The sequence below is a fragment of the Blautia sp. ZXY-1-B12 genome (genome assembly GCF_056339915.1).
The window spans coordinates 1-3,876 of sequence record NZ_JBWJVP010000137.1; the positions used below are offsets into that span (position 1 = coordinate 1).

The window sequence follows — 3,876 nt, forward strand, 5'->3', positions numbered from 1 at the left end:
ATGGAGAAGCATTTTGTGCCCGTATGAACTGGCTGTGAGAGAGCTGGAAGTGAAATTCAATCACATTATTGATGAATGTAAAGAGAATGATGTTTACTGCCCGATTGAGCAGGTGGAGGGCAGGGTTAAGAGCGTGAGCAGTATTCTTGAGAAAATGCAGCGCAAGCATATTCCTATGGAGAGAATGGAAGAAGAACTGGAGGATATTGCCGGTGTTCGTATTATCTGCCAGTTTGAGGAGGATATAGAGACGGTTCGCTTCCCTGATCCAGAAGAGAAGCGATATGGTTATAAAGAGTGAGAAGAATTATCTGAAGCATATTAAACAGAGTGGTTACAGAAGTTATCATCTTGATTATTTATTATACAGTGGATACGATCAAAGGGCCAAAGAAGCTGCAGGCGGAGATACAGATCCGTACAATGGCTATGAACTTCTGGGCGACGATTGAGCATTCCCTGCAATATAAATATAAAGGGGATATGCCAGAGCATGTGGCAGAACGTCTGAGCAAGGCAGCAGATGCCATTAATGCTCTTGACCATGAGATGTCTTCTGTGCGGAATGAGATTATGGATGCACAGAATTCGTCACAGATGCAGTCTAATCTGGTGAAGGATATTCTGATCAACATTGAAAATCTGTACAAGATTGCAAATAAGCGGGAAATTATGAAGATTCAGGATGAGTTCCTGAGAGTATTTAAAACAAAAGATCTTCAGCAGCTGAAGCGGTTCCACAGACAGCTTGATATTATATCCGAAGGATACCGGGCACAGGCAGTGTATCATCATGTCTGATTATTATCCGGAAATGATAATTTGAAAGGTTTGCTGCAGATGTAGAACTGTGTGGCGGATGATCGTATCCGCATGACTATAATACATACGAGGAAAATATAAATGCAGGATTTTTTACCGGTAACAAAGAAAGAAATGAAACAGAGAGGGTGGGAGCAGGTAGATTTTGCCTATATTACAGGTGATGCCTACGTGGACCATCCTTCCCTTGGTACTGCGATCATCAGCAGACTGTTGGAGAGTCGTGGGTATAAAGTGGGAATCATTCCTCAGCCTGACTGGAGAAAGAAGGAGAGTATTCAGGTATTTGGAGAGCCTCGACTGGGATTTCTGGTGTCTGCGGGAAATATGGACTCTATGGTAAATCACTATACAGTCTCTAAAAAGCACAGGCAGAAAGATTCCTATTCACCGGGAGGCCAGATGGGACTTCGTCCTGACCGCGCGGTGATCGTGTACAGCAATCTGATCCGTCAGACTTATAAAAAGACACCCATTATCCTGGGTGGGATTGAAGCCAGCCTGAGACGACTGGCACATTATGATTATTGGGAGAATAAAGTAAAACACAGTGTACTCCTTGATTCCGGGGCAGATATGATTTCCTATGGAATGGGTGAGCATTCGATCATAGAGATTGCAGATGCGCTGGCGAGTGGACTGCCGGTAGAGGAACTTACCTATATTGCAGGAACTGTATTTAAGTGCAGGGATTTGTCGAGAGTTTATGATCCGATTATTCTTCCTTCTTATGAGGAAGTAAAAGTAAATAAGAAGGTTTATGCAGACAGCTTTGCCATTCAGTATCAGAATACAGATCCATTCAGCGCCAGACCAATGGCAGAATCTTATGGGACAAAGGGATATATTATACAGAATCCTCCTGCTCTGCCCCTGACGCAGGAGGAAATGGATGATGTATATGCCCTGCCTTATACGGAGAAAGTTCATCCCATGTATGAGAAGCTGGGCGGAATTCCGGCACTGGAAGAAATCAAGTTCAGCCTGACAAGCAACAGAGGGTGCTTTGGCGGCTGTAATTTCTGCGCCCTGACTTTTCATCAGGGAAGAATTCTTCAGACCAGAAGTCATGAGTCCCTGATCGAAGAAGCTACCAGAATGACAAATGATCCTGAGTTCAAGGGTTATATTCACGATGTGGGTGGTCCCACAGCAGATTTCAGACAACCATCTTGTCAGAAACAGCTCACGAAAGGGGTCTGCAAGAATAAGCAGTGCCTGTTTCCCACGCCATGCAAAAACCTGACTGTAGATCATTCGGATTACGTTTCTCTGCTTCGGAAGCTGCGGAAGATCCCGGGAGTGAAGAAGGTATTCATCCGCTCCGGTGTACGCTTTGATTATGTGGTGGCAGACAGGGACAAGACTTTTTTGCGTGAACTGGTGGAACATCACGTAAGCGGGCAGCTGCGTGTGGCACCGGAACATGTGTCTGATCAGGTTCTGAAGTATATGGGAAAACCAAGTCACAGCGTTTATCAGCAGTTTCTTAAGGAATATGATGCGGCAAACAGGCAAACAGGAAAGCAGCAGTATGCTGTCCCGTATTTCATGGCCTCCCATCCGGGATGTACCATGAAAGAGGCAGTAAAACTTGCGGAATATGTCCGGGATCTTGGCTTTACCCCGGAACAGGTACAGGATTTCTATCCAACCCCGTCTACTCTTTCTACCTGTATGTACTATACGGGAACTCTCATCCTCTTACAGGTGAGAAGGTATATGTGCCGAAGAACCCCCATGAAAAAGCAATACAGAGAGCTTTGATGCAGTACAAGAATCCTGCAAACAGAGAACTGGTGCTGGAAGGCCTCAAAAATGACCTGGAAGAATGGACCTGGTAGGTTACGGTCCTAAATGTTTGATCCGGCCGCTTCGAGAGAATCATGGAGGCCAACAGCATACTCAGGGCAGTAGTCGGAATGCGAAAAACAGCAGAAATAGCAAAAATAACAAAAACAGTTCAGCATCTGCAAAGAAGAACACTATCAGAAATATACATAAGAAAAATTCCGGAGGAGGACGTAAGTGACAGAAAAGAAAAACAGAAATAAAAAACAAAGTAAAGCGAAAACATCTTCAAGAGTATCGAAAGGGAATTTCGGATATTTCAGAAGTGAAAAGAAGACGCCGCCTGATCATCACTGCAATTCTTTTTGCAGTACCCTTATTCATCTTTTTTACATCCTGGTTCTATTTTAAGACAAGAATGACTGTCTGGACAGTTGTAACTGTAGTTGGCTGTCTTCCGGCATGTAAATCCATGGTGAATCTGATCATGATTTTGAAATGCAGACCAATGGATGCCGGATTATCAGAAAATCCATGAGCATCAGGGCAGTCTGGATATGGCATATGAACTTTACATGACTTTTTATGAAAAAAGTGCCTATATTGATGCAGCAGCAGTATGTGGAAATACAGTAGTGGCTTACAGCAGTGATCCGAAAATCGATGCATCTTTCATGGAAATCAATTCCCAGAAGATCATCCGTAAAAACGGTTATAAAGTGACGGTGAAAATTTTTACAGATTTCCGTCCGTTCCTGGAACGTCTTGATTCCATGAACGATCACAGAGAAAGTCTGGAAGAAGGAATCAAATTTACCCCGGACGGAAAAATATCCGGCATACTTTCCAGAAAAACGAACTGATCCGACAGACCATTCTGGCATTGTGTCTGTAGTCGCCGGAGTTCAATTACAAAATATATCTATAGCAATGTGTTATTTCGGAGTTTGGTATAATTATACAGGAACAATTAAATATGAAAGAATTTATTATAGAAGAAAATGAAGCGGGCCAGCGCTTTGATAAATATCTGGCCAAGCTTCTCAGAGAAGCACCTAAAAGTTTTTTTTACAAAATGCTCCGCAAAAAGAACATCACTCTAAATGGAAAGAAAGCCACAGGAAACGAAAAACTTCTCAAAGGCAGACACCCATCAAACTGTTTCTGAGTGATGAAACTTTCGATAAATTTGCAGGAAGCAGTCAGGCAGCAAGAGCATACTGCGAACTGGATATTGTTTACGAGGATGAAGTACGATTATCA

2 protein-coding genes and 3 pseudogenes are annotated in these 3,876 nt (G+C 43.1%); all 5 read left to right on the plus strand.

All coding sequences use genetic code 11. The features are described from left to right. A pseudogene (locus tag AC075L_RS07430) lies at nucleotides 1–801 on the plus strand (GTP pyrophosphokinase); the annotation flags it as partial. Nucleotides 802–903: 102 nt separating this feature from the next. Next, a pseudogene (locus tag AC075L_RS07435) lies at nucleotides 904–2,854 on the plus strand (YgiQ family radical SAM protein). An 84-nt stretch (nucleotides 2,855–2,938) separates the two neighbouring features. Next, nucleotides 2,939–3,151 (plus strand): hypothetical protein, encoded by a 213-nt coding sequence (locus AC075L_RS07440; protein ID WP_476387467.1) that lies wholly within the window; start codon nucleotides 2,939–2,941, stop codon nucleotides 3,149–3,151. Further along, nucleotides 3,126–3,476: a hypothetical protein gene (locus AC075L_RS07445; protein WP_476387468.1), complete on the plus strand. Its 351-nt coding sequence runs from the start codon at nucleotides 3,126–3,128 to the stop codon at nucleotides 3,474–3,476. Before AC075L_RS07440 ends, AC075L_RS07445 begins: the two co-directional genes overlap by 26 nt. A gap of 113 nt (nucleotides 3,477–3,589) precedes the next feature. Beyond that, nucleotides 3,590–3,876 (plus strand): annotated as a pseudogene (locus tag AC075L_RS07450) (RluA family pseudouridine synthase); the annotation flags it as partial.